The following is a 26,522-nucleotide window of genomic DNA, read 5'->3' on the forward strand; positions in this document are numbered from 1 at the left end:
CAGTCTCAAGTGCTGATTGCAATAAGATACTAGCACATGATAGGTAAAATTATTAGATTAGCGCTTTGTACCTTTTCTTGTCATTTCTTCGTCCATTTGTTGGAAAAATTCATCATTAGTCTTCGAACTTTTTAGGCGACGAAGGAATCGGTCGATAAATCCTTGGGAATCTTGCATTGTTTTGCGAATTGCCCATATTTTGTCCAGATGTGATTTAGGTACCAATAACTCTTCTTTTCGTGTGCCTGAACGTAATACATCAATTGCAGGAAAGATTCGGCGCTCTGCTAGACTACGGTCTAAGTGTAGCTCCATATTTCCAGTACCCTTGAATTCTTCATAGATTACATCATCCATCCGTGATCCGGTGTCTACAAGTGCGGTTGCTAATATTGTAAAGCTTCCACCTTCTTCGATATTTCGTGCTGCACCGAAGAACCGTTTTGGACGGTGGAATGCAGCAGGGTCAATACCACCAGAAAGTGTTCGGCCACTTGGTGGAATAACTAAGTTGTAAGCACGCGCAAGTCTTGTAATACTATCCATGAGAACGATAACATCACGCTTATGCTCAACTAAACGCATAGCGCGCTCTAAAACTAATTCAGAGACTTTAATATGACTTTCAGGTACTTCGTCAAATGTCGAACTTACGACGTCCACATCTGGATGTACCGAACGTTCAATATCAGTTACTTCCTCTGGACGCTCGTCCACTAGTAAAATTATTAGTTTTGCTTGTGGATGATTCTTTGATATACTATTTGCTATTTCTTTTAATAACATCGTTTTACCAGCTTTTGGTGGGGCAACGATTAATCCACGCTGTCCGAATCCAACTGGTGTCATCATGTCGATGATTCGTGTTGATAATTTATTTGTTTCCAACTCTAGCTTCATCAATCGATCAGGATAAAGTGCAGTTAAGGCTGGAAAATGCACACGTTCTTTCGCGCTTTCTGGGTCATCACCATTAACCGCATCTACGTGTAAAAGTCCATAATAGCGTTCATTTTCCTTAGGAGGACGAACCTTTCCCGATACACGATCGCCATTACGTAAATCAAAACGACGAATTTGTGATGCAGAAATGTAAATGTCCTCTGCACTTGGAGAATAATTAATTGGGCGTAAAAATCCGAAGCCTTCAGACGGAATTATTTCCAAAATTCCGTTCATGAATAGATAGCCGTCTTTTTCCGCTTGTGCTTTTAAAATTGAAAAAATAAGTTCACGTTTTGTTAGTTTCGCATAATAAGAGACTTTATATTCTTTTGCCAAAGCGTAAATCTCTTTTAATGTTAACGTTTCTAAGTGCGAAATTGATACTTCTGCCATAAAATCACCACGCCTATTTATTTTTGCATTCTGTTTAGAAACTATCTATTTTATAATCTATAAATTAACCGACTTTAAAAAACTTGGCTAATCACAAAGCTATTATGACGAAAGCCTTAGTTGTACTTATACTGATATCACTGTATCTTTGGAACAGTGGATCATAAGTTTTGATGAGATTTTTCCTCTTCTATTATGAAGGCAAGTTCATGAAGATAGGAAGCATTTGTCGGAAGCAAGTGTAGGAGTTTCTTTATATCGTAACCATTCTTTACTATTATTAAACATCTACAATATTACCTGTTTCGCTAGTAAGATTCAACTCTATTTTTTGTCGATTTTTAAGAAGTTATGTTTAATAGAGAAGGAAGCCACGTTTTATGGCTTCCTATGTCAAGTATGTTGTTATGGTTCCATTACAAGATTTGGTTTCTTTTGCAGGCTATGCTCACCATCGATGAAACGTACTGTACCACTTTTAGCTCGCATTACCACGGTTTGCGTTGTTGCTTTAGTGCCTTTAAATTGTACACCTTTTAACAACTCACCATCCGTTACTCCGGTTGCAGCGAAAATTGCATCATCGCCACCACAGAAGTCACGCATTGTTAAGACTTTATCAAAATCTTTTATGCCCATTTTCTCGCAACGTTTACGTTCCTCATCGTTGGATGGAATTAATTTTCCTTGAAGTTCTCCACCAAGGCATTTTAATGCAACAGCAGCTAATACACCTTCAGGAGCTCCACCAATTCCAAATAAAATATCAACACCTGTATCGTCAAAAGCAGTATTCATTGCAGCAGCAACGTCACCATCAGAGATTAATTTAATTCGTGCTCCAGCGTCACGAATTTCATCAATAATTTTTTGGTGGCGTGGACGGTCTAGAATTGTAGCAACCACGTCTTCAATATCTTTTCCTTTAGCTTCAGCAACGATTTCTAAATTTTTCTTAACAGAATAATTAATACTTACTTTGCCAACTGCATCCGGTCCAACCGCAAGCTTCTCCATATACATATCTGGCGCATGTAATAGTGTATTGTCATCAGCAATTGCAATTACAGCAAGTGCATTCCATGTTCCTTGAGCAACAATATTTGTTCCTTCTAGTGGGTCAACAGCTACATCTACTTTAGGACCAGTGCCCGTACCTAGTTTTTCACCAATATAAAGCATTGGTGCCTCGTCCATTTCACCTTCTCCAATAACAACCGTACCTTGCATCGGGATTGTATCAAAAACATCACGCATCGCAGAAGTTGCTGCATCATCAGCTTCGTCCTTTTTTCCTCTTCCCATCCAACGAGCTGAGGACAATGCTGCAGCCTCCGTTACGCGAACTATTTCCATGGTCAAGCTTCTTTCCATGATTGAATTCTCTCCCTTTTATTATGTATTTTAAAAGATCAAACTGTGTAAGCAAAAAAATGTCCAACTGCGGCTCCTAGAAGCTGCCGTCATAAGCAATGAACACTTCTGCCCCACAGGACGTGGGGTAGTTCGATGTGCCACAGGATGTGGCGGTCTTAGTCGAACTTCCTCAAGACCCAGCGTTTTACGGTTCTTTGCTTACGCGTCCACTTCTGACCAGTCGCCTTCGCTTTTCTTTACTACATGAACATTTCCCTGACAGGAAGTCAGGGATAAGTTCTTATGAATTCTGAAATTGTTCTACTTCATGATCAGACATTTCTTCACGCCATACTTTTGCTCCAAGGCTGATTAATTTGTCGGTAATTTTTTCATAGCCTCGGTCAATGTGTTCTAGACCGGTAATTTCGGTAATTCCGTTGGCCATTAAGCCTGCAATAATCAACGCAGCTCCAGCCCGTAAGTCGGATGCTTTAACCCGCGCACCTTCCAATTGGACTGGACCTGATACAATCGCTGATCCACCTTCTACTTTAATGATTGCATTCATTCTTCGCAATTCATCAATATGCTTCAGGCGGGCAGAATATATGGTATCGGTTACAACACCTGTATTGACTGCTTTTGTTAACAACGTTGTAAACGGTTGCTGTAAATCAGTTGGGAACCCAGGGTATACAAGCGTTTTTATATCAACACTTTTTAATGGGCCACGTGTTGCAATTAATAGTTGCTCATCACTTTCTTCTACAGTAACTCCCATTTCGCGAAGTTTTGCCAAAACAGATTCCAAATGCTGCGGAATAACGTTATCGATGATGACCTCTTCACCTGCTGCCGCTGCCGCGATTGCATACGTACCTGCCTCGATTCGATCAGGAATGATTGTATGCGTACATCCGTGTAATGTTGGCACACCCTCGATACGAATAACATCGGTACCAACACCTTTGATCTTAGCACCCATGTTGGTTAATAACGTTGCAACATCAATGATTTCCGGCTCTTTTGCCGCATTTTCAATAACTGTTTTTCCTTTTGCTTTAACTGCTGCAAGCATAATATTGATCGTTGCACCAACACTGGAAACGTCCAGATAGATTCGCGCTCCGACTAGTTCCTTTGCACGAATATAAATTGCTCCCTGTTCATTCGTTACTTCTGCACCAAGTGCTTCAAAGCCTTTAATGTGTTGATCAATTGGTCTAGGACCTAAATGACAACCACCTGGTAAGCCGATGACAGCCTGCTTGAATTTTCCAAGCATCGCGCCCATGAAATAATAGGATGCGCGTAACTTTTTAACTTTACCATTTGGCAACGGCATCGAAATCATGTGTTCGGGATCAATATGAACATTTTGCCCATCCCATTCAACCTTCCCACCGATTTCTTCAAGTAAATCACCAAGGGTATAAACGTCAGAGATTTCTGGTAACCCCTCAATTGTTACGTTTGAATCAGCTAAGATGGCAGCAGGTAACAATGCAACAGCACTATTTTTCGCCCCGCTAACTCGAACTTTTCCTTTTAAAAGATTTCCGCCTTCAACTAACATTTTTTGCATGTAAATACCCCTCTTTTCGAGGCTGCTCAAATTATCTTTGAACACTCAAGTAGATTTGTTGATCTTAGGTTGTACAATTTTTCCAATTTCATTCCTATTTATTGGAAAAGAAATCTATCACCGCTTCTAACCAGTCGCCTTCGCTTTTCTTTGGGCTAGCTATGGCTCCTAGCGTCTAGCAAATAGGTAGTCAGGGAACGTAGGGAAAGATCACCCTACTTTTCACCTGCCTATCTATTTGTACGCCGCTAACCAGTCGCCTTCGCTTTTCTAATTACTTATTCCAATCTGCCAAAAACTTTTCAATGCCTTGATCTGTTAGTGGATGTTTAACTAATTGGGAAAGAACTTTATATGGAATCGTAGCAATGTGTGCACCATTTAATGCTGCGTCACTTACATGTAATGGATGTCTAATTGATGCCGCAATGATTTCCGTATCAATTCCATGACGGTCAAAAATTCCAGCGATTGTTGCAATCAAGTCCATTCCATCATGTCCAATGTCATCAAGACGTCCTAAAAACGGTGAAACATAGGAAGCACCTGCACGAGCTGCTAGTAATGCTTGGTTAGCATTAAAAATTAACGTTACATTCGTTTTAATATTTAAGTCACTGAACGCTTTTACAGCTTTAAGTCCTTCTAATGTCATCGGAACCTTTACTGTAATATTTGGGGCAATTGCTGCTAACTCTTTTCCTTCTTCAATCATACCTTCAGCATCTTCAGCAATTACTTCTGCGCTTACTGACCCAGAAACTTCTTCTGTAATTTCTTTAAGTCGATCATGAAACGATATGTCCTCTTTTGCAACTAAGCTAGGGTTTGTTGTTACTCCAGCCAGAATTCCTAGTGCATTTGCAGAACGTATTTCCTCAATGTTCGCTGTATCAATAAAAAATTTCATAACATTATGTCCTCACTTTCATACGATGCCGTTATTTAAAAAAGCATTCACTTCTTTATTAGCTGTTTTAGCTAGTTACAAGTTAGCGGACACAGGATCCGCTATTTCGCAAAAATAGCGTTATTTTGGGGTTTATCGGACTTACGATTCCTTATTTGGTAATTTTATGGTTGATTTGTAGCGTTTTTCCCTAAATAAGGAACCTGGTGTCCTATAACTCAGAAAAATGGCCTGTTTTTCAAAAATAACGGATCGTGTGTCCGATAAATTCTGCAGTTGCGTCCGCTTCTGACCAGTCGCCTCCGCTTTTCTTACTTACGCTTGATTCGATGATTCGAATTCGCGCATTTTACCGATAACTGTTTCTTTAATTGCGTCACGGCTTGGCCCTAAGTATTTTCTTGGATCATATTGTTCTGGTTGTTCTGCTAAAATTTCACGAACCTTTTTCGCTTGTGCGATTTGGTTTTCCGTATTCACATTAATTTTAGCTGATCCAAGTGAGATAGCACGCTTAATATCTTTCGTTGGAATACCAGTTCCTCCATGTAAAACAAGTGGAACGTTCGTTAGGTTCATAACCTCTTCCATACGATCGAATCCTAAGTTAGGTTCACCTTTGTATGGTCCATGTACGGAGCCTAATGCTGGTGCAAAGCAATCAACGTTTGTTTCCTTTACAAGGCGTTCGCATTCTGCTGGGATTGCGTATGCCGCTTCTGCATCCTCAACAATAACGTCATCTTCTTGTCCACCAACACGACCTAGCTCTGCCTCAACTGAAATACCGTGAATATGTGCAAGTTCTACTACTTTCTTCGTAACTGCAATATTATCATCTAATGGAAGACTAGATGCATCGATCATAACGGAAGTAAACCCTGCATGGATCGCTTCCGCGCATTTTTGAAAGCTTGAGCCGTGATCAAGATGAATAGCAACTGGTACGGTTGTTCCGTATTCTTCCATTAAAGCCTTAACCATTGCTACGACAACCTTGAATCCTCCCATATATCTCCCTGCACCTTCAGAGACTCCCAAGATTACTGGCGATTTCTCTTCTTCAGCAGCTTGTAGAATCGCTTGTGCATATTCCATATTATTTAAATTAAATTGCCCTACAGCATAACCATTTTCTTTTCCTTTTTCGAGCATTTCTTTCATTGAAACTAATGGCATCAATTATCCTCCTCTAGATGGGTCGTTCACTTAATATAAGAATACCAATTAGCGTATCAAGTCGCAACAATTGTGGAATATGTAGTGGTGAGCGATACTCACCTGATAAAATGCTTATTAGTCCGTTTCTATAATATCTTTTACAATTGTGCATACTTCCATAATATTAAATGGTTTTGCCAGAATATGCTTGATCAAAGAACACGATTCACTTTCTTTCATAAGCTCTTCTGCAAGTCCACTCATTAATATCGCAGGAACCATCCTATTTTCACTTATTAATTGATGCAGCACACTCACGCCATCTATGATCGGCAGCTTGTAATCCAACATAATTAAGTCAAATGTAGAAGTATGAACATGATCTAAAGCTTCTTTTCCGGTAGTAGCTGTTGTTACTTGATACCCTTCATTTGTGAACACCTCATCTAGTAAAAAACGAATACCAGGTTGATCATCTACAACTAAAATATGCTTTTTCATCTGTATACCCTTAACCTTCCCTCATTCTCTTTTAAACTATGTCCCTATTACCATCAATTTTCTCTCTATTATACAATTATTCCTGCTTTTCCGCTTAAAAATCAAGGGTTATTTTTATCGACAGCATTATTTGACAAAAACCCGCATCTAAAATGCGGGTTTTTTTGTTGCACTTTTTACTTATTCCCGACTACAGCCCCTATAAAACCTTTAAATAAGGCTTGTGGATTGGTTGGGCGTGATTTGAATTCTGGATGAAATTGGCAAGCAATAAACCACGGGTGATCCGTAATTTCAATTGTTTCAATTAAGCGACCATCTGGGCTAGTACCAGAAAAAATAAACCCGTTATTCTCCATTTGCTCCCGATATTCGTTGTTGAATTCAAAGCGATGACGATGTCGTTCATAAACCAACTCTTCGTTATCATACGCTTCTTTTGTTTTTGTTCCATCTTGTAATTTACAAGGATAAATACCCAGTCGTAACGTACCACCGAGATCAGATATATTTTTTTGTTCAGGTAGTAAATCAATAATTGGATATGGCGTGCTTGGATCAATTTCAGCAGAATGTGCGCCTTCTAATTGAAGCACGTTTCTCGCAAATTCAACTGTTGCAAGCTGCATTCCTAAACAGATACCAAAGAAAGGTATTTTATTTTCACGAGCATAACGAATTGCTTCAATCTTTCCTTCAATTCCGCGATCTCCAAATCCACCTGGTACTAGGATCCCATCAACACGTGACAGTTCATGCTTAATCGTTTCTTTATCTAGTTTTTCTGCATTAATCCAGTGAACAGTGACATCCGTGTCATACGGATAACCAGCGTGTTTTAAGGCTTCGACAACAGATAAATATGCGTCAGGTAATTCTACATATTTTCCAACTAGACCAATCGTAACTGTTTTTGATAAATGACGAACTTTATTTACCAACAGTTTCCACTCTTCCATATCTGCTGTATCACAAGATAAGCCGAAATGGTCACAAGCTAGTTGATCAAGATTCTGCTCCTGCAATGCAATTGGCACCTGATACAGAACGTCTGCATCGCGCATTTCAATAACTGCTTTTTCATTAATATCACAGAATAACGCAATTTTTTCCTTCATATCTTTACTAATTGGCAATTCTGTTCGTAATACAATCGCATCAGGCTGAATACCAAGTGAACGCAATTCCTTCACACTGTGCTGGGTCGGCTTTGTTTTCATTTCACCAGCAGCTTTGATGTATGGAACAAGCGTACAGTGAATGTACATAACATGTTCTCGCCCGATATCACTTTTAATTTGACGAATTGCTTCTAAAAATGGAAGTGATTCGATATCACCAACTGTACCACCAATTTCTGTGATCACGACGTCAGCTTTCGTTGCTTGGCCCGCGCGATAAACTTGCTCTTTAATTTCATTCGTAATATGAGGAATAACCTGAACAGTTCCTCCTAAATAATCGCCGCGACGCTCTTTTTTAATTACACTGGAATATACTTTACCAGTTGTAATATTGCTGTACTTATTTAAATTGATGTCGATGAAACGTTCATAATGACCTAGGTCAAGGTCTGTTTCAGCTCCATCTTCCGTTACAAAAACTTCACCATGTTGATACGGACTCATCGTTCCAGGGTCAACGTTAATGTATGGATCAAATTTTTGAATTGTTACCTTTAGTCCGCGGTTTTTTAGTAGGCGGCCTAAAGAAGCTGCTGTAATTCCTTTGCCTAGCGATGACACCACACCGCCTGTTACAAAAATGTACTTTGTCACGTTGCATCCCTCTTTCTATATCCTTATCATTTCATAAATTGGAGATATTATTTCTTATAAGCTCTTATCGTAAGAATAATTTTTGCTAGAATCCTTCTCAGAAAATAAGAAAAGCGCTCCCCCACTGATTAGGGGGAACGCTTTGTAAATGTAAATTTAAAGAGCCCAATAAAAATATTAGCATACGGGCTGAAAAAGTCAAGCTACTTTTCGTTACTTTTGATCTTCGTCGTCACTGTCTTCTTCATCATCTAACGACTCGTCATCTTCGTCGTCAAAGTCATCATCATCTTCGTCATCATAATCGTCATCGTCACTATAATCATCATCGTCATCGATGTCGTAGTCTTCGTCATCATCATTATCCAAATCATCAGCTAGTTCGTCGATATCATCGTCAACAATATCCAGTTCATCTTCATTATCATCTTCTTCGTCATCGAAATCATCTTTTTTCGTTGCTTTTTTCTTCGTCTTTTTCTTCTTCTTTGGAGTGTTTGTAATTTCCTCATCACGCTGTTCAACTGGATACCAGCGCTTTAATCCCCAAAGGTTAGAACCGGTAGTCATAAAACGACCATCAATATTTAAATCTGTATAGAACTGTGTAATATATTTCTCTTTCTCTTCGTCCGAAAATCCTTTTATCTCAGCAATTTGTTGGAATATTTCCCGAAAATCAATTGCTTTCTTACTGTCTTCTAAAATTACATTAGCAATTTCAATCATAGACATTCTCGAGATTTCCTCGTGGCTGTATTTTTTCAAGCTCACGGTAATGCACTCCCTTTATATAAAAATTTCCTTAACGCCAATAACATACCATACATTATAAACAAATCTATAGCAAATATGCTAGCATAATCAACAAAAAAGTTGAGAAAATACATATGATTTTCTCAACTTTTCAGATTTTGCTATTACTCATGTCTGCTGACAAGCTTCGAGAATGGCGTAATGTCATGGAATATCAGCGATTATCTCTAGATATCAGTGACTTTTTTGTTTTATCAGCAACTTTTTTGTTTTTATCAGCGGTTTTTCTATTTTATCAGTGAAAACAAATAATATATCAGCGATTACCAACACATAGTGCGTTGAGTAGTCGCCTCCGCTGATCAGCACACTTCGTTTTCCTTTGTCTAGCTGCTGCTCCTATCGCCTATCAGATAGTTGGTCAGGATGAACGTAGGGAAAGTTCACCCTACTTTTCACCTGCCCATCTATCTGTACGACGATAACCAGTCGCCTCCGCTTTTCTACCTACATATTCCTTCTATACTGTCCGCCGACTTCGTAGAGTGCGTTGGTAATTTGGCCAAGGCTTGCTACTTTTACGGTCTCCATTAATTCTACAAATATATTACCGCCGCTTGCAGCAACTTCTTTCAAGCGAGTTAAAGCTGCTTCTGTATCTGCCTCATTTTTCTCTTGGAACTTGTGCAATTCGCTAATTTGATGTTCTTTTTCTTCTTTTGATGCACGAGCTAGTTCCATCGAGTCGATATCATCTTCTGAAGCTGGTTTTGGATTCAAGTACGTATTTACCCCAATAATTGGCAGTTCACCAGAGTGTTTCTTGCCTTCATAGTAAAGTGATTCTTCTTGAATTTTTCCGCGTTGGTATTGACGTTCCATTGCACCAAGTACGCCACCACGGTCGTTCATTTTTTCGAATTCCTGTAGTACTGCTTCTTCGACAAGATCTGTTAACTCATCGACAATAAATGATCCTTGTAGGGAATTCTCATTTTTTGTCAAACCGAATTCTTTGTTAATGATCATTTGAATTGCCATAGCGCGTCGTACAGATTCTTCTGTCGGAGTTGTAATTGCTTCATCGTACGAGTTCGTATGCAATGAATTACAGTTATCTTGAATCGCAAGTAATGCCTGCAATGTTGTACGAATATCGTTAAAATCAATTTCCTGTGCGTGTAAGGAACGTCCAGACGTTTGAATATGATACTTCAACTTCTGGCTTCGTTCGTTTGCACCATACTTATCACGCATGGTAATCGCCCAAATACGGCGTGCTACACGACCAATTACCGTATATTCTGGATCCAGTCCATTAGAGAAGAAGAACGATAAGTTTGGCGCAAATTTGTTAATATCCATGCCACGGCTCAAGTAGTATTCTACATAAGTGAAGCCGTTCGCTAGTGTAAATGCCAGCTGGGTAATTGGGTTTGCACCAGCTTCTGCAATATGATAACCAGAAATGGATACCGAATAGTAGTTACGCACTTCTTTGTCGATGAAGTATTGTTGAATATCCCCCATCATACGTAGCGCAAATTCGGTTGAGAAAATACAAGTGTTTTGCCCTTGATCTTCTTTTAAAATATCCGCTTGAACTGTACCGCGAACAACTTTTAATGTTTCATCTTTTAATTGCTCGTATTCTTCTACATTAGGTTCACGATCATTTTCTTTGATGAATTTTTCAATTTGCTGGTCAATCGCCGTGTTGAAAAACATTGCCAAAATAATTGGCGCTGGGCCGTTAATCGTCATCGATACCGATGTCATCGGGTTGGTTAAATCAAAGCCATCGTACAGCTTTTTCATATCCTCAAGCGTACAAATGCTCACACCACTCTCTCCAACCTTACCGTAAATATCTGGACGGTGTGCTGGATCTTCCCCATATAATGTCACCGAGTCGAAAGCAGTGGATAAACGTTTCGCATCGCTATCTTTAGAAAGATAATGGAAGCGACGATTCGTCCGTTCTGGAGTTCCTTCACCAGCAAACATACGTGTCGGATCTTCCCCTTTACGCTTAAACGGGAAAACTCCAGCTGTAAATGGAAATGCGCCAGGAACGTTTTCCTTCATCATCCAAGTAATGCGCTCGCCCCAGTCAGTGAAACGTGGGAATGCGACCTTTGGAATCTTTAGACCTGAAAGTGATTCAGTCGAAATATCCATTTTAATTTCTTTGTCTCGAACTTTAAAGGTCATCGTATCTTGAGCATAACTTTCCTTTGTCTCATCCCATTTATCAAGCAATTTTTTCGATGCAGGATCAAGCTTCTCTTCGTAAGATTCAATTGTTTCATCAATCGTTTTAACTACGCTTTCATCGCCAATTGTCTCTTTTACACCGTTTAATTGATACAATTTACGGGCAATCTCACCTTGCTTCTCAGCCTTTTCATGATAATTGCGGACATACGTACCAATTTCACGTAAATAATGACGGCGTTCGTTTGTGATGATCATATTTTGTTTTTCAGCAATAATATTACGGTCAAACCCAATTTCATTGCTCCAGTCAAACTTCTCATCCAATGTATCGATTAAAGATGCAAAAAGAGCATTTGTCCCAGCATCGTTAAATTGGCTCGCAATTGTTCCAAAAATAGGGAACTTGGTTTTATCCTGATGGAATAGCATATGGCTACGCTCATATTGCTTACGCACCTGATTTAATGCATCCTCAGATCCTTTTTGTTCAAATTTATTAATAACGATGAAATCAGCAAAATCAATCATATCGATTTTTTCAAGCTGTGACGGAGCACCAAATTCTGCTGTCATGACATACATGGACAGGTCCGTGATTTCCGTAATTGCTGCATCACCTTGCCCGATTCCACTTGTTTCTACAATAATGAAGTCATATCCGGAAGCACGAACAACAGAAATAACATCCTGTATCGCTTTTGATAGCTCGCTTCTTGAATCACGCGTTGCAAGTGAGCGCATGTACACACGGTCTGTGAAAATTGCATTCATGCGAATACGATCACCTAGTAATGCTCCACCGGTTTTCTTTTTGGTTGGATCAATTGAAATGACCGCAATTTTTTTCTCCGGAATTTCATTAATAAAGCGACGAATCAATTCATCCGTTAGCGAGCTTTTACCAGCTCCACCAGTACCGGTAATACCTAAAACAGGCGTATTAAACGACGTTTTCTCTTTAAGGGATGTAAGAACTTTTTGTTTGTCTTCGTCACTTACTTCCGTGTTTTCCATGTATGTGATAAAACGCGCCATCGCCTGACGCTCACCGTTAATTAGGTTTTCTTGATCTTTTTTCACATCAATTGGTGGAATGAAATCGCACTGTTCCAGCATGCGATTAATCATGCCTTGCAGTCCGTATTTACGCCCATCTTCTGGTGAAAAAATCCAAGCAACACCGTATTCGTGAAGTTCTTTTATTTCACGCGGGATAATTACCCCACCACCGCCACCATAGACATTAATATGGTCAGCACCGAGTTCTTTTAGTAAATCGACCATGTATTTAAAATATTCAACGTGTCCACCTTGGTAAGATGAAATAGCAATTCCTTGTGCATCCTCTTGAATAGCTGCATGCACCACTTCTTCAACAGAACGGTTATGACCTAAATGGATAACCTCAGCACCGCTTGCCTGTAAAATTCTTCGCATGATGTTAATAGATGCATCATGGCCATCAAACAGACTAGATGCTGTGACAAATCGCACGGGATTAGTCGGTTTATAAACTTCTACTTGTTCCATCATCAAGCCTCCTAACTAATTATTCGGAATAACTTTGTTCGTTACGTTAAGACCTTGCAACAGGTAATGTATTTGACGATCAACATATTCATTTAATGTAAATTGCTTCTGAAGCATCCAACGTCTGAAACCCCACATTTGTCCTTGAATAAATATGTTATTTGCTAAAAGTTTTGCATCTTGCTCCGATACGGACTGCGGCAAACACGTAACGATTACGCGTTCAAGCATTCCAACCATATCGCGTTCCTTTTGCAAAACATATTCTTTTGTATCTTTTTCAAGCGATTTCACTTCTTGATACATGATGACAACCTCTTCCTGCATTTCATCCATCAATTGAAAATAGGACTTCACCACATTAATGAAGCTGTCAATAGATGGATCATCCAGGTCAATCGTCGCTTCAAGTCGCTCGCGTACTTGGTGATAAATCGCATCACAGACAAGAAAGAGGACATCCTCCTTGGTCCGAATATATTCATAAAGCGTACCAATACTAAAGCCGGATTCCTTAGCAATTTCACGGGTCGTCGTCCGGTGAAACCCTTTTTCTTTAAACAAGGAAATTGCGCCTTTAATCATTTGGTTTCGCCTTTTTTCAACTAAGCTTTGATCTTTCACAGAAGAAAGGACTTGTTTTTGGGTCATTTAGTGTACCCCTTCCTTTTTCCATTTTTGAAACCACTCGATTGCCTGCTGGTATGGATCACTATCCGCTTGAATTGGTGCGGTTTCAGCATGCTCATCGATAAACCCTTTTACATCTCGCCAAATTTCCTCACGGACGAGTTCATATACTTCTAGCTTTTGTTGTTCTGTGCGTCGTTTTATACCTTCGTCTGTTTCATATAAAAATTCGTGGTGTTCATTGATCTTTTTCCATAGCTTATCAATGCCTTTATTTTCGGTACTGATCGTTTTAATAATTGCTGTTTCATGATTATGTGTTGCCGTCATCATGACAAGTTCTTTTAGTAGGGCTTTTAGCTTGCCGTAACCAGGTAGATCCCCCTTGTTAATAACAAACAAATCAGCAATTTCCATAATGCCAGCCTTGAAAATTTGCAGGACGTCGCCGCTATTTGGTGTAAGCACAAGCGCAGTTGAGTCGACAACCTTCATAATATCGAGTTCTGATTGACCGACACCTACAGTTTCTACGATTACCACATCAAAACCATATGCGTCACAAATTCGAAGTGCATCTTTTGTAGCACGAGAAAGACCACCTAAGCTGCCACGCGTCGCCATACTCCTGATATAAACGCCCTCATCGGTAAAGTGCTCATTCATGCGAACACGATCCCCGAGTAACGCACCTCCAGAGAACGGACTAGTCGGATCGACTGCGATTACAGCAACCGTTTTCCCTTCTGCTCGGATATGCGAGATTAATCGATTTACCAGTGAGCTTTTTCCAGCACCGGGGGAACCGGTAATCCCAACATGAAGCGCATGCTTTTCCATCGCAAAAATATCACTTAGAAGGGATAATTTTTCTGAATCATCATTTTCTACCAAGGTGATAGCTTTTGCGAGCGCGCGAATATCCTGTTGCTTCATCCGTTCTACTAGATTGTGCATAGGGTACATCCTTTCTTGCTACGTGAGTGACACTTTTTTTGCTAATTTTCGAGGTGCAAAATGCTAAATTCAGCGGGAAAAGTCATGAATGTTGAAATAAGCGGACACCAGATACCTTATTCATTCAATATGAAGGCAAATGCGTCTACTCGCGGACAGAGGATTCCTTATTTGGGTAAAAACAGTACGAAATTACACTTTTTCTACTAGATAACGCATCCTGTGTCCTATCAACCTCGAAATACGGCTAATAAGTAAAAATAAGAGATCCTGTGTCCACTACTACTACTCTGCACCTTGCTCTATTAAATATAGGTGGCCAGATTCTCAGCAGTTTTTCTTACAACTACTTCGTCAGCATTCTTCCAATAACTAATCGTTGAACTTCGTTTGTTCCTTCGTAGATTTGGGTAATTTTTGCATCACGCATGTAGCGTTCTACTGGATAATCTTTCGTGTATCCATATCCACCAAATACTTGAACCGCTTCAACGGTAATCCGCATAGCTGCGTCCCCAGCGAAAAGCTTAGACATTGCAGATTGTTTACCGTATGGAAGGCCATTCGATTCTAACCATGCTGCTTGATAGGTTAATAGACGTGCAGCTTCCACATCTGTCGCCATATCTGCTAGCTTGAACGAAATTCCTTGGTTATGTGCAATTGGTTTACCAAATTGCTCACGCTCTTTTGCATAATCAACTGCAGCATCTAGAGCACCTTGTGCAATACCTAGTGCTTGTGCAGCGATACCATTACGCCCACCGTCAAGTGTCGTCATCGCAATTTTAAATCCTTCGCCTTCTGCACCTAACATATTTTCTTTCGGTACACGGCAGTTTTCAAAAATTAATTCTGTAGTAGGGGATGAACGAATGCCTAGTTTCTTTTCTTTTTTACCAAACGTGAATCCTTCTGTCCCTTTTTCTACGATAAACGCACTAATTCCTTTGTGCTTCGCGTCCACATCTGTTTTTGCAAAAACTAAATAGATATCACCTACGCCACCGTTTGTGATCCAAACTTTACTTCCGTTTAGGATGTAGTCATCGCCATCTTTTTTAGCAGTTGTGCGCATGGAAGCTACGTCACTACCTGCTCCTGGTTCAGACAAAGCATACGCGCCAAGTGCCTCACCAGTTGCTAAACGCGTTAGGAAATTTTTCTTTTGTTCCTCGTTACCGTATGTGAAAATCGGCCAGCTACAAAGGGAAATATGTGCAGAAAGCGTAACTCCTGTTGATGCACAAAGGCGTGAAAGTTCTTCAACAGCGATTACGTAGCTGACATAATCTGAGCCAATTCCGCCATATTCTTCTGGCCATGGAATACCAGTTAGACCAAGCTCCGCCATTTTATCAAAAATTTCGCGGTCAAAACGTTCTTCTTCATCACGTTCTGCTGCAGTAGGTTCTACTTCTTTTTTTGTAAAGTCACGGACCATTTTACGTAGCATTTCTTGTTCTTCTGTTAGTTGAAAATTCATGTTAATGTTGCCTCCCTAATCTTTTAAAAGACTTTTTGCTATAACAATGTGTTGGATTTCACTTGTTCCTTCATATATCTCAGTGATTTTTGCATCACGGAAAAAGCGCTCTGCCGGGTAATCTTCTGTGTAGCCATATCCACCATATACTTGAACAGCTTCTATTGCCGTTTTGCGTGCTGTTTTCGAAGCATATAGTTTAGCCATAGATGCTTGCTTGTGGCAAGGAATATTTGCTTGCACCATCGCAGCCGCTTGATAGACTAGTAATTTGGATGCCTCAACATCTGTTGCCATATTAGCAAGCTTAAACGATATTCCTTGATTATGTGCAATCGGTTTGCCAAATTGCTCGCGCTCCTTTGCATAGCTTAGCGCATGCTCGAGTGCTGCTTCACCAATTCCTAACGCTTGAGCCGCAATACCGATTCGCCCGAAATTCAAGTTAGCCATTGCAATTTTAAAACCTTCTCCTTCTTTTCCAAGAAGCTGTTCTTTCGGTATTTTGCACTGATCAAAATTTAATTCAACCGTTTTTGTACCGTGTAACCCCATTTTCTTTTCCGTTTTGCCGATTACAAGTCCAGGTGTATCTTTTTCAATAATAAATGCACTAACACCTTTTGAACCTTTTTCATCACTCGTACGCGCAAAGGTGACATATGTATCTGCTACGCCACCGTTTGTAATAAATACTTTTGAACCATTTAGAATATAATGATCTCCATCTTTCTTCGCTCGTGTTTTCAAGCTACCAGCGTCAGAGCCAGCACTAGATTCAGTCAATGCAAACGCACCTAAATATTCACCAGATGCGAGTTTTGGTAAGTACTTCTTTTTCTGTTCTTCCGTTCCAAAATAAAGAATTGGATTCGTCCCAACAGAAGTGTGGACAGATAGAATAACACCAAGTGCGGCGCTTACTTTAGAAATTTCATGGATAGCTATGATATAGGATGTAAAATCCATCCCGCTTCCACCGTATTCTTCAGAAATAGGAATACCCATCAAACCGAGCTCGCCCATTTTTTGAATAAGCTCCTTTGGATGACGATCCTCATTTTCCATTCGCTCTACTTCTTTTGCTACTTCCTTTTGTGCAAAATCTCGAACCATTTTGCGCATCATTTCTTGTTCTTCGGTAAAATGCATGTTCATGTATGCGCCTCCTTTCTGGTTGTGTTGTCGTTTTTTGGGTTATTTAGGTGATTGTTGTACACAATCGCACAACTTCAAATTGAAATCGCGCATTAACTAGTAGATATCGCGCGGTATTGTATTGAGGTAGCGCGATATCTTTTTAAAATCACGCTACAAACTGTTTATTGCGCTAATATGGCAATACGTTGCGCGATTCGAACAAACTATTGCGCGATTTCCCACCCATGATAGTTGCTTTAGTCGTACTGGTAAAATCCGCGTCCGCTCTTCTTACCTAGCCACCCAGCTTTAACGTATTTACGCAATAGTGGGCATGGGCGATATTTACTGTCGCCAAATCCTTCATGAAGAACTTCCATAATATATAGACACGTATCAAGTCCAATAAAGTCAGCTAATGTTAGTGGCCCCATTGGATGGTTCATACCAAGCTTCATAACGGTATCAACGTCTTCAACGGACGAAACACCTTCATAAACCGTATAAATCGCTTCGTTAATCATTGGCATTAAAATCCGGTTGGAAACAAAGCCTGGAAAATCTTCAACTTCAACAGGCACTTTGCTTAACTTTTTCGTCATATCTTCAATTGCTTGATATGTTTCATCGCTCGTTTGCAATCCACGAATGATTTCAACAAGCTTCATAACCGGAACTGGATTCATAAAATGCATGCCGATTACTTGATCAGGACGATTTGTTACAGCAGCAATTTCTGTTATCGGAAGAGAAGATGTATTCGAAGCCAAAATGGCATGCTTCGGCGCAAAAGTGTCTAAGTCGCTAAACACTTTTTCTTTCACATCCATGTTTTCGACAACCGCTTCGATAACAAGATCACAATCATGTGCATCCTTTAAATGACTAGATGGTGTTAAGCGATTTAATGTATCGGTTTTATCTGATTCGCTGATACGTTCTTTTTCTACAGCACGAGTAAGTAATTTCTCAATTCGTTTCATACCTGTATCTAGTGCTTCTTCATTCATATCGTTTAATAGCACGTCAAACCCTGCTTGGGCACAAACTTGAGCAATTCCGCCACCCATTTGACCTGCGCCAATGACCATTACCTTTTTTATTTCCACGATGTAAGCCTCCTATTTTGATAGTTTGCTAGTATTTGGGTTGATGTTCGCTGTCTCTTGTCCAGTAAACTTAATGCTGAGTCCAGGATTTTTAATGCTTGGTTCGGTATTTTTGATGCGTTGTTCAGTATTTTTCTGTCCTGGTTCGGCATTTCAGCATTCCAGTTCAAAACATATATTAATTCTTTGGAACTTCAATCAATACCGCGTCACCTTGACCGCCACCACTACAAATTGCAGCAATACCTAGGCCACCTCCGCGACGTTTTAATTCATGGATTAATGTTAAAATAATGCGTGCGCCACTTGCTCCGATAGGATGACCAAGTGCAACTGCACCACCATTAACATTAACTTTTTCAGGATCGATGTCAGCAATTTTACCGCTTGCTAGTGATACTGCAGCGAATGCCTCATTGATCTCGTATAAATCAATATCATCCTTCGAGTAGCCAGTTTTTTCTAGCAATTTATTAATAACAAGTCCTGGTGTTTCAGGAAAGTCATGTGCTTCAACTGCTACTTCAGCATGACCAAGTACTGTAGCCATTGGTGTTTTACCTAATTGTTCCGCTTTTTCATCAGACATCACAACGAATGCTGCTGCTCCATCGTTTACTCCTGGCGCATTACCAGCTGTGATTGTTCCATCTTTGTCAAAGGCAGGACGTAATTTTGCCAGCTTCTCGACGGTAGTATCTTTTCGAGGTGCTTCATCTGTATCGACAACGATTGGATCTCCTTTACGTTGTGGAACTTCAAGTGCAACGATTTCTTCTGCAAACTTACCTTCTTCAATTGCTTTTACAGCACGTTGATGTGAACGATATGACCACTCGTCCTGTGCCTCACGTGTTAGCTCGTGTTTCGTTGCAGTGCTGTTACCATAGTTACCCATATGCACTCCTTGGAATGAGCACGTTAAACCGTCATGAATCATCATATCTTTTACTGATTTATCGCCCATGCGGTTGCCCCAACGAGCATCTGGTAAGAAATATGGTGCATTGCTCATGCTTTCCATTCCACCAGCAACAATGACATCTTCTTCACCTAGACGAATTAGCTGATCTGCAAGTGTTACACTACGTAATCCAGATGCACAAACCTTGTTGATTGTTTCAGTTTTTACTGTCCAAGGAATTCCAGCTTCACGCGCAGCTTGACGTGAAGGAATTTGTCCTTGACCACCTTGCAAAACAGTTCCCATAATTACTTCATCAATTTCTTTTTCATCTAATCCTGCACGATCAAGTGCTGCACGGATTGCTTTTCCACCTAGCTGTGAAGCAGTAAATGGCTTTAATCCTCCACCGAATTTCCCAAATGGTGTACGTGCCCCGGAAACAATAACAGTTTTTCTCATTAAAACTCCATCCCTTCTATGTGTAAAAGTTTGATAACGCTTTCTTTTTTCACTAGTAAAAATAAAACATACCAGTGGAATCCAAGGTTTCTCACGATTGAACGCTCGCTCAATCTTTATTCTAAAATATAGAGAGGTAAAATCTACCTCTCTATCATTTTAAGCGGTTTTCTCTTGTTCTTCAACTAGGACTGACAATGCTAGAATTTCAGCCACGTCCATTGTACTGATATCTTCTTCCACTTCTTTTGCTTTTGTACCATCACTTATCATGGTTAAGCAATACGGACAAGCACTAGAGATCATTGTTGGTTCAACCTTCATTGCCTGTTCGGTACGTGCCACGTTAATACGGTTACCAGTTGTTTCCTCAGACCACATTAGTCCTCCACCGGCACCACAGCACATGCCGTTTTCGCGGCTACGATCCATCTCGACTAATTCGAGGCCTGGTATCGCTCTAAGGATTTCACGCGGTGGATCATAAACGCCATTGTACCGACCTAAATAACAAGAATCGTGGTATGTTAAGCGTTCGTTAATCTGACCTTGTGGCTTCAATCGCCCACTCATTACTAAGTCATACAACATTTGCGTGTGGTGATACACTTCTGCTTCATAACCAAAATCAGGATATTCGTTTTTGAAAATGTTGTATGCGTGCGGATCGATTGTTACGATCTTTGTTACACCATTTTTTTCAAATTCTTTAATGTTCTTTTCGGCAATTTCCTGGAATAAAAATTCATTCCCGATACGACGAGCCGTATCTCCTGAGTTTGCTTCTTTATTTCCTAAGATCGCAAAGCTTATTCCAGCTTGATTCATTAGCTTCGCAAATGCCAAGGCAATTTTCTGGCTTCGGTTATCATATGCACCCATTGAACTTACCCAGAATAGATAATCAAACTCTTTATCTTCTTTTTTCAATTCTTTAACAGTAGGAATGTAAGCAGATTCATCCAACTCACGCCACTTGATACGGTCTTTTTTCGATAATCCCCAAGGGTTACCTTGACGTTCAATGTTCATAACAGCGCGCTGTTGATCTTGATCCATTTTACCTTCTGTCATTACTAAATAACGGCGCATATCAATAATTGTTCCAACATGTTCGTTCATAACTGGACAAGCTTCCTCACAGTTACGGCAAGTTGTACATCCGCCTAATTCTTCTTCTGTAATTACATCGCCGATTAGGCTCACCTGGTCCACGTAATTTTCCTGCCCGCTACTTGCAAGCTGATTACCAGCTGTTCCCGCAAATGCATACGACGGAACCCATGGGGATTTCCCAGTGATTGCTGCACCTTTTGCTGTTAAATGATCACGAACTTTAACCATGATATCCATTGGTGACAACATTTTACCTGAACCTGACGCAGGACAAACATCTGTACAACGACCACATTCTACACATGCGTAGAAATCGATCATCTGATGTTGCTCAAAGTCTTCTACTTTTCCGACTCCGAATGAAATGTCCTCTTCTTCTTCTTCCCCATCTTCATCAATCTCAAAACCTAGTTTCTTCAATTTACCAGGAACACGTTTGCTCAAAAATACGTTAATAGGAGCTGCAATTAAATGCGCGTGTTTGGATTGTGGTACGTATACTAAAAACGACAGAATCGTAATCGTGTGTATCCACCAAAATACGTAGAATAATACCATTGCGACTGTCGGGCTTAGCCAACTGAATGCTGCCGCAATAAGACTTGCAACTGGCTCACTCCATCCAAGCTCTTCGCCATGCCAAATGAGCGCCATTCCGTTTCCGAATAATACCGAAAGCATTAATGTACCAATAAAAATTAACACTAATCCAGCTTTAAATCCTCGTTTTAATCGAACGATTTTTTCCACGTAGCGGCGATGAAACGCCCATACTACTGCAACGAGAATCATTAATGTCACTAATTCCTGGAAGAATGTGAATGCCGAATATAAAGGTCCAAATGGCAAGTGATTCCCCGGTGCAAGCCCTTTCACAAACATGTCTATTGCACCAAATTGGACGAGTAAGAAACCGTAGAACATCATTACATGAATGGTTCCAGATTTTTTATCCTTTAAAAGCTTCGATTGGCCGAAAACAATTTTTCCGATCCGTCGAAAGCGTTCTTTAAAGTCTCGATCAAACTCCGACTTCTTTCCAAGCTTAATGTATGCTACACGTGTAGCTACTACTCTAGCGAATAAATACAGGCCATAGATGACAATTGCTATAAAAGCAACCAAATTAATAAGTAAAAATGTATCCACTATCCGCTCCCCCTTTAAGTCTAGTATACTGAAAAATGATAGCGATTGCATTAATTTATAGAATGAAATGAATCCTACTTTTATAGAACTATATGTTTTAGTTTAAACATGAATGATCATTCAGTCAACAAAATTTTAGCGAAATATGTAGAATTGTACTAATTTCCACGACTAATTCCCGGGAATTTGGTTGGTTGAATATGATTGCGGACACAGGATCCGCTATTTGCCATTATTACAAGTATTTATGGATTTAGCGGACAGGAGATCCCTTATTTGGCTGGATCGCGGTTATTTTATGTGATTTCTGTGAAATAAGGTACCTGGAGTCCGATAGAGTGCTCAAAATGCTGTTTTTTAAGTGAATAGAGGATCCTGTGTCCGATAAATCAATTCAGATATCATTTCGTTATAGGTGAATTTAAAAGGGCACCACAACGAGTGCCCTTCTCAAATCCACTACATTTTCTCCGGCGCAGTTACGCCAATCAATTTTAAACCGTTTGCAATTGTAGTTTTAACTGCTTCCATCAATGCTAGCCGTGCTTTCGTTAATTCTTGATCATCGCTAAACACTTTCTCCGCGTTATAAAAGCTATGCAGTAATGAGGCTAAATCAAAAACGTATTGGGTCACTTTATGCGGTGTACGTTTCACCGCTGCATCTGCGACTGTTTGCGGGAATTCACCTAGTTTCTTCAATAGATCCGCTTCTTTTTCAGCAACTAATAATGTAGCATCGAAGCCTTCTCCAATCGCCATTCCTTTTTCTTCTGCTTGCTTCAGCATCGTACAAATCCGTGCGTGCGCATATTGAACGTAGTAAACTGGATTTTCATTTGACTCTGAACGCGCAAGATCCATATCAAAGTCTAATTGCGAATCGTTCGACCGTGTTACGAAAAAGTAACGCACTGCATCTTTGCCAACTTCCTCCATCAGCTCACGCAATGCAACTGCTTTACCTGTACGTTTGCTCATTTTGACTTTTTCGCCATTTTCAAAAAGGGCTACCATTTGAATTGTTTTCACTTCAAAATCATTCTTGTTGTAGCCAAGTGCTTGAATTGCTGCTTGCATTCGCGGAATGTAACCATGGTGATCAGCGCCCCACACGTTAATTACTTTGTCGTACCCGCGATCAAATTTATCTTTGTGATAAGCGATATCTGGCGTCAAGTATGTGAAGCTACCATCCTGTTTAATGATTACGCGATCTTTATCGTCACCAAAATTGGTTGAACGGAACCACGTTGCCCCATCTTTTTCATAGGTGTAACCCGCTTCTTTCAAAATTTCCAGTGCTTTTTCTACCTTGTTTTCTGTGTATAATGACGTTTCCGAGAACCAGTTATCGAATTCAACACGGAAATCAGCGAGGTCTTCTTTAATTTTGCCAATTTCGTAATCAAGACCGTATTTCTTAAAGTAAGAAAGACGTTCCTCGCGTTCAACGTTCGCCCATTTATCGCCAGTTTCCTCAGCTAATTTCTTACCAATTCCGATAATATCTGCCCCATGATAAGCATCTTCAGGCATTTCGACATCTTTACCAAGCGCCTGTAAGTACCGTGTTTCAATAGAAATCGCTAGGTTATTAATTTGGTTTCCAGCATCATTAATATAATATTCCCGTTCGACAGCAAATCCCGCAGCATCAAAAACATTACAAAGCACATCTCCGAATGCAGCTCCGCGAGCATGACCTAAATGCAAGTCGCCTGTTGGATTTACGGAAACGAACTCTACCTGAATTTTTTCACCTTTACCAGTTTCTGTTTTTCCGTAATCAACACCAGCATCCAAGATCGTTGAAACGAGCTCACCTAAATAGTCATTTTTCATGAAAAAATTAATGAATCCAGGTCCTGCAATTTCAACTTTTTCAATCGATGCTTTCGTATTGTCAAGGTTTGCAACAATGTCGTCAGCTATTTGACGTGGTGCCTTTTTCGCAATGCGGGCAAGTTGCATCGCAATATTTGAGGCAAAATCACCATGGGCTTTATCCTTTGGTTTTTCCAAAATGATGGCAGGCAGTTCACTTTCAGACGCAAGTTCAGCCTTGATAACGGCATCTGCTATTTCCTGTTTTAACGTTTCTTCAGTTTGTGCAAGTATATTCATTCGGAGTCCTCCTTAATTGTTAGCGTTAATTGATGGTTGCGTTCGTCTTGGCCGTTTAATTTTACTGAATATGTAATGGCCAACTGTCCCATGCTAGAGCTTGTTAACGCTTGGTATGCAAGCTTGTGTGTGTATGTTTCCATATGTATGTTCACATGTGGGTGCTTATAAACATTTTCTGTTGTTCGATTCAATCGGAACTGTTGGTGCATTGCGATATCACCAGTACGTTTAATGCTTACTTTTTCGTCTTGAATCGTGATTAACGTTTTAATCGAAAGTCCCTCTTCGTTTTCTTCCTGAAATGTAATCACGTGTATGTTTTTTCGATTAAAAAAATCACCCTTATAGTGCGTGACTGTTTGTTCCGTTTCCCCATCATCCATAATTTCCATTTCCAGTGTCCCTGATACTGACTGGTGGTTTGTTTCCATTATATCGCCTCTGAATCATTTGTATAATTTCCTATTATACCGTTGAATGAAGGGGGATATCAATAAAAGGATGAATTTTTCCTGTAAAAAAATCACCCACCTTGTGAAAGGTGAGTGATCAAACATTTATTTCACCCAGCCCAACAACATCTCCCGAACAAATTTACTTGCTGCGATTGCTGTTTGGTCGGATGGGTCATAAGCGGGTGCGACTTCTACTAGATCAGCCCCAATGACGTCAATGTCTGATTGTGCAATTAATTGAATTGCCTCCAATAGTTCGCCTGAGGATATACCACCCGCTTCTGCCGTACCTGTACCAGGAGCGAAGGCTGGATCTAAGACATCGATATCAATCGTCACATACACCTTGCGGCCAGCTAACTTAGGTAACACTTTTCTTAACGGTTCGGCAACATGAAATTTAGACATGTGCATACCGCTTTCCTTAGCAAATTGAAATTCTTCTCGCATACCGGAACGAATTCCGAAAGAGTACACGTTTCCAGCACCAATTAAATCACAAACTTTACGTACAGGTGTTGAATGGGATAAAACTTCCCCCTCATATTCCTCACGTAAATCAGCGTGTGCGTCAATATGGATAAATGCCATATCTGGATATTTCCGGTGCATCGCTTGGATAACTGGCCATGTTACTAAATGCTCCCCACCAAGCCCAAGCGGAAATTTTCCATCGTCTAATAGCTTATCAATATATTCTTCAATCATTCCAAGGCTACGTTCGGCATTTCCAAATGGCAATGGAATATCACCTGCATCAAAATACGAAACCTCTTCCAAATGCTTGTCCATATATGGGCTATATTCCTCTAGTCCAATCGATGCTTCGCGAATTCTTCCTGGTCCAAAACGTGATCCAGGTCGAAAGCTCACGGTCCAATCCATCGGCATTCCGTAAATTACCGCCTTTGCTTCGTCAAAATTGTCACGTGACATGATAAAAACTTTTCCTGAATATGCTTCATCAAATCGCATGGTCACCCCTCCTATTCGGTCAAATCTTTTACGAACTTCGGTAGTGCAAATGCAGCAAAATGAAGCTCTGGTGTATAATACTTTGTTTCAATCTCCGTGAAACGCTCTTCCTTCACTTTTAACGGATTATGAATCTTACTACCCATCGTAAACGTCCATAATCCACTTGGATACGTTGGGATGTTTGCTGTATAGAGCTTTGTTACTGGGAAAATTTCCTTCACATCATGATACACCTGATGAATTAGATCAGCCTTGAACCAAGGGTTATCTGTTTGTGCCACAAAAATCCCATCATCCTTTAGCGCACGAGAAATCCCTGCGTAAAAACCTTGGGAAAATAAATTTACTGCTGGTCCTACTGGCTCAGTAGAATCAACCATAATTACATCAAATTCACGTTCACTTTTTGCAATGTACATAAATCCATCATCCACCAATACTTCTACACGAGGGTCATCAAGTGAACCTGCTATAGATGGTAGGAATTTTTTCGAGTATTCGATAACCTTCCCGTCGATATCAACTAGTGTTGCCTTCTCAACAGAATCATGTTTCATTACTTCACGAATCACACCACCGTCTCCGCCTCCGACAACCAATACTCTTTTCGGATTAGGATGGGTGAATAAAGGTACGTGTGCAACCATTTCATGATACACAAATTCATCTTTTTCCGTCGTCATGACCATATCATCTAAAACGAGCATATTGCCCCATTCTTCTGTATTTAGCATCTGTAAATCTTGAAAATCTGTTTTTAAAGCTGCTAACGTCTCGTTAATTTTTGCAGTTATTCCAAAGTTAGCTGTTTGTTTTTCTGTGAACCAAATTGCCATCGATACATCTCCTTTTTCTCTTCCATAAAACA

The 26,522-nt window shown here is 40.1% G+C and carries 20 protein-coding genes; all 20 read right to left on the reverse strand.

The window, feature by feature from the left end:
* Positions 1-57: 57 nt before the first annotated feature.
* The 20 genes from rho to speE all read right to left on the reverse strand — a co-directional run bounded on the left by rho (position 58) and on the right by speE (position 26,490).
* Positions 58-1,338 carry a transcription termination factor Rho gene (gene rho, locus ACY9Z2_RS01450; RefSeq protein WP_463607817.1) on the reverse strand — a complete coding sequence of 427 codons (1,281 nt, stop codon included), beginning with the start codon at positions 1,336-1,338 and terminating at the stop codon, positions 58-60.
* A 405-nt stretch (positions 1,339-1,743) separates the two neighbouring features.
* Positions 1,744-2,712 carry a class II fructose-bisphosphatase gene (gene glpX, locus ACY9Z2_RS01455; protein ID WP_463607818.1) on the reverse strand — a complete coding sequence of 323 codons (969 nt, stop codon included), beginning with the start codon at positions 2,710-2,712 and terminating at the stop codon, positions 1,744-1,746.
* A 283-nt stretch (positions 2,713-2,995) separates the two neighbouring features.
* Positions 2,996-4,282 (reverse strand): UDP-N-acetylglucosamine 1-carboxyvinyltransferase, encoded by a 1,287-nt coding sequence (gene murA / locus ACY9Z2_RS01460; protein ID WP_463607819.1) that lies wholly within the window; start codon positions 4,280-4,282, stop codon positions 2,996-2,998.
* Between the two features lie 274 nt (positions 4,283-4,556).
* On the reverse strand, positions 4,557-5,192 hold the full coding sequence (gene fsa, locus ACY9Z2_RS01465; protein ID WP_463607820.1) for a fructose-6-phosphate aldolase: 636 nt from the start codon (positions 5,190-5,192) through the stop codon (positions 4,557-4,559).
* Positions 5,193-5,507: 315 nt separating this feature from the next.
* Positions 5,508-6,371, reverse strand: a complete 864-nt coding sequence (fba, locus tag ACY9Z2_RS01470; RefSeq protein ID WP_463607821.1) for a class II fructose-1,6-bisphosphate aldolase — start codon at positions 6,369-6,371, stop codon at positions 5,508-5,510.
* Positions 6,372-6,488: 117 nt separating this feature from the next.
* Positions 6,489-6,854, reverse strand: a complete 366-nt coding sequence (locus ACY9Z2_RS01475) for a response regulator (protein WP_463607822.1) — start codon at positions 6,852-6,854, stop codon at positions 6,489-6,491.
* Positions 6,855-7,030: 176 nt separating this feature from the next.
* Positions 7,031-8,632 (reverse strand): CTP synthase, encoded by a 1,602-nt coding sequence (pyrG, locus tag ACY9Z2_RS01480; RefSeq protein ID WP_463607823.1) that lies wholly within the window; start codon positions 8,630-8,632, stop codon positions 7,031-7,033.
* Positions 8,633-8,845: 213 nt separating this feature from the next.
* On the reverse strand, positions 8,846-9,367 hold the full coding sequence (rpoE, locus tag ACY9Z2_RS01485; protein ID WP_463607824.1) for a DNA-directed RNA polymerase subunit delta: 522 nt from the start codon (positions 9,365-9,367) through the stop codon (positions 8,846-8,848).
* A gap of 528 nt (positions 9,368-9,895) precedes the next feature.
* Positions 9,896-13,138 (reverse strand): fused isobutyryl-CoA mutase/GTPase IcmF, encoded by a 3,243-nt coding sequence (gene icmF, locus ACY9Z2_RS01490; protein WP_463607825.1) that lies wholly within the window; start codon positions 13,136-13,138, stop codon positions 9,896-9,898.
* Positions 13,139-13,153: 15 nt separating this feature from the next.
* Positions 13,154-13,789: a TetR/AcrR family transcriptional regulator gene (locus tag ACY9Z2_RS01495; RefSeq protein WP_463607826.1), complete on the reverse strand. Its 636-nt coding sequence runs from the start codon at positions 13,787-13,789 to the stop codon at positions 13,154-13,156.
* Positions 13,790-14,725 carry a methylmalonyl Co-A mutase-associated GTPase MeaB gene (meaB, locus tag ACY9Z2_RS01500; RefSeq protein WP_463607827.1) on the reverse strand — a complete coding sequence of 312 codons (936 nt, stop codon included), beginning with the start codon at positions 14,723-14,725 and terminating at the stop codon, positions 13,790-13,792.
* Between the two features lie 346 nt (positions 14,726-15,071).
* Positions 15,072-16,211, reverse strand: a complete 1,140-nt coding sequence (locus tag ACY9Z2_RS01505) for an acyl-CoA dehydrogenase (protein WP_463607828.1) — start codon at positions 16,209-16,211, stop codon at positions 15,072-15,074.
* A gap of 15 nt (positions 16,212-16,226) precedes the next feature.
* A complete protein-coding gene (locus ACY9Z2_RS01510) occupies positions 16,227-17,369 on the reverse strand; it encodes an acyl-CoA dehydrogenase (protein ID WP_463607829.1) in 1,143 nt (380 codons plus the stop codon).
* Between the two features lie 239 nt (positions 17,370-17,608).
* Entirely contained in the window at positions 17,609-18,460 is an 852-nt protein-coding gene (locus ACY9Z2_RS01515) for a 3-hydroxybutyryl-CoA dehydrogenase (RefSeq protein WP_463607830.1), read from the reverse strand.
* A gap of 178 nt (positions 18,461-18,638) precedes the next feature.
* Entirely contained in the window at positions 18,639-19,826 is a 1,188-nt protein-coding gene (locus ACY9Z2_RS01520) for an acetyl-CoA C-acetyltransferase (RefSeq protein ID WP_463607831.1), read from the reverse strand.
* Positions 19,827-19,985: 159 nt separating this feature from the next.
* On the reverse strand, positions 19,986-22,091 hold the full coding sequence (locus ACY9Z2_RS01525; RefSeq protein ID WP_463607832.1) for a (Fe-S)-binding protein: 2,106 nt from the start codon (positions 22,089-22,091) through the stop codon (positions 19,986-19,988).
* A 459-nt stretch (positions 22,092-22,550) separates the two neighbouring features.
* Complete coding sequence (gene argS / locus ACY9Z2_RS01530; protein ID WP_463607833.1) at positions 22,551-24,218, reverse strand: arginine--tRNA ligase; 1,668 nt, start codon at positions 24,216-24,218, stop codon at positions 22,551-22,553.
* Positions 24,215-24,652 (reverse strand): YwiB family protein, encoded by a 438-nt coding sequence (locus tag ACY9Z2_RS01535; RefSeq protein ID WP_463607834.1) that lies wholly within the window; start codon positions 24,650-24,652, stop codon positions 24,215-24,217. Before ACY9Z2_RS01535 ends, argS begins: the two co-directional genes overlap by 4 nt.
* A 126-nt stretch (positions 24,653-24,778) precedes the next feature.
* On the reverse strand, positions 24,779-25,651 hold the full coding sequence (speB, locus tag ACY9Z2_RS01540; RefSeq protein WP_463607835.1) for an agmatinase: 873 nt from the start codon (positions 25,649-25,651) through the stop codon (positions 24,779-24,781).
* 11 nt (positions 25,652-25,662) lie between these two features.
* Entirely contained in the window at positions 25,663-26,490 is an 828-nt protein-coding gene (gene speE / locus ACY9Z2_RS01545) for a spermidine synthase (protein WP_463607836.1), read from the reverse strand.
* Positions 26,491-26,522: the final 32 nt, after the last annotated feature.

It is taken from the genome of Virgibacillus sp. GM2-2, assembly GCF_055329585.1.